The sequence below is a fragment of the Vibrio sp. AND4 genome (genome assembly GCF_000171815.1).
Taxonomy (GTDB): domain Bacteria; phylum Pseudomonadota; class Gammaproteobacteria; order Enterobacterales; family Vibrionaceae; genus Vibrio.
This window is the reverse complement of sequence record NZ_ABGR01000093.1, coordinates 1-2,152: the sequence shown is the minus strand read 5'-3', so window position 1 is coordinate 2,152 and position 2,152 is coordinate 1. Positions and strand designations below refer to the sequence as shown.

Genomic DNA, 2,152 nt, shown 5'->3' with positions numbered 1-2,152 from the left:
GCCTACTTGGTCACCCGTCAGCATCTGGTACTCGCCGTCTGGGCGTTTTACTGCCACTGCAAAGCGGTCTGCATCTGGATCGTTTGCACAGGCAATATCGGCATTCACGGATTTACCGAGTGCCATCACCATGTCCATTGCTCCAGCTTCTTCAGGGTTGGGGAAGTTGACGGTAGGGAATGTGCCGTCTGGTTCACGCTGCTCTGGGACACTTGCAACTTGGCTAAAGCCAGCATCTGCAAGCAGAGTTTCTGCCATCTTGGCACCCACACCGTGCATTGCCGTGTAGACAATGGAAATGTCCGTGTTGCTGTCGGGGCTTAGGAGAGTATTGTCGTTCATTGCCTTGCGATAAGATTGGTAGTACTCGTCCTCAAGCCAAACTAACAAACCTTTTTGGTTTGCCTCGTCCAGTGACATCTGAGGAAGCGGTTTTGTTGTGGCTTGCTCTATCTTCGCCGCAATGCCAGAGTCATGCGGTGGTATGATTTGCGCGCCATTCTCCCAGTACACTTTAAAGCCGTTGTACTCGGGTGGGTTGTGACTTGCGGTGACGACTACTGCCGCTGCGGCATTTAGTTGACGAACACCAAAAGCAACAATGGGTGTTGCTGCTACGTCATGGGTTAGGTAAACCTTGATGCCCAATGCGGTGAGTACTGATGCGGTATCGTGAGCGAACTGTTTGGAGTCTGGACGACCATCGTAACCAATAACAACGCCACGAGACGAGGCTGCTTTGACTTGTTCAATCAGGTAATGACCGAGGCCCGTTGCCGTTTCTTGAATCACTAAACGATTCATGCGGTTTGGACCAGCACCGACCTTACCACGCAAGCCTGCGGTACCAAATTCCAAGCGTGAGCTAAAACGATCATTCAGCTCTTGTTCGTTATTTGCATCGACGAGATGCTGCAGCTCTTCACGAGTTTTAGGGTCAGGGTCTCGAGCTAGCCACTGATTAATTGGTGTTGTCATATTCATCTTTCCTTAGCCGGTGGAGTGTGCTTTTACAGACAAATTTATCTAAAAAGCGTCCCAACGTTCATTTTTTAATAATGTAAATGGTAATCAATTACATTACAAAGAGAGCAATCGATAAAACAAATTTATTTTTCTACCTGTGTCTAATTAATTCACAGTTAATTCCTTGAAGAACCGTTGAACTATAACTAGCCTTTTAACATAAATACAACAAAGTGTGCTGAAATCGTAGTTTCTATGAATTTTTGTAAATTTGTTCGATATTTGCGTCCTGAATCAAGAAATTTCCCGCATGCGCAATGGCTGAATTGAGGAGAGAACTGTTGAAAAGATTGGCAACTACTCTGGCCTTATTAATGAATGTGATGTTTATCACATTTTCCCCATCCAGTTGGTCAGAACAAAATGACTATAACATGACGCGGGGAGTGACCGGTATCAGTGAACAAGTGTATGAGTTACATATGCTGATCTTTTACATTTGTTGTGCCATCGCCTTGGTTGTGTTCGGTGTGATGTTCTATTCCATATTCCGACACCGCAAGTCAAAAGGGGCTGTGGCGGCTAATTTCCACGAAAGCACTAAGGTGGAGGTTATCTGGACAGTTATTCCTGTTGTTATCTTGATTGCCATGGCGATTCCTGCGACCAAAACACTGGTCGCGATGGAAGATACTAGCCAATCCGACCTCACCATTAAGATCACCGGATCTCAGTGGAAGTGGCATTACAGCTACTTCGGAGAAGATGTCGAATTCTTCAGTCTACTCGCAACCAGCCAGAAAGAGATTGATGGCATCGAAGCGAAAGGGGCACATTACTTACTCGAAGTGGACAACCCGCTTGTCTTGCCCATTAATCGCAAAGTGCGTTTCCTGATGACCTCAGATGATGTTATCCATTCATGGTGGGTCCCTGACTTTGCGGTGAAGAAAGACACTATCCCGGGCTTTATCAATGAAGCATGGACCAAGATAGATCAACCGGGTGTTTATCGCGGGCAATGTGCAGAGCTTTGTGGGCGAGCACATGGATTTATGCCAGTTGTTGTTCACGCGATGACGGAAGATGACTTCGACCAGTGGATGAAAGATAAGAAACATGAGATCGCACTACAAAAAGCCACCGCGCAAGAAGCATTAACCCAGGCCCTCTCGATAGAAGATTT

Annotated in this window: 2 protein-coding genes; one reads left to right on the top strand and one right to left on the bottom strand. The window is 46.5% G+C overall.

Features of this window, described 5'->3' with window-relative positions:
- Positions 1-978: phospho-sugar mutase (locus tag AND4_RS18805; RefSeq protein ID WP_009844576.1), on the bottom strand; the 978-nt coding region annotated here is incomplete at its 3' end.
- 329 nt (positions 979-1,307) lie between these two features.
- Here AND4_RS18805 and coxB point away from each other — a divergent pair.
- On the top strand, positions 1,308-2,152 hold an 845-nt coding region (gene coxB / locus AND4_RS18800), incomplete at its 3' end, for a cytochrome c oxidase subunit II (protein ID WP_009844575.1).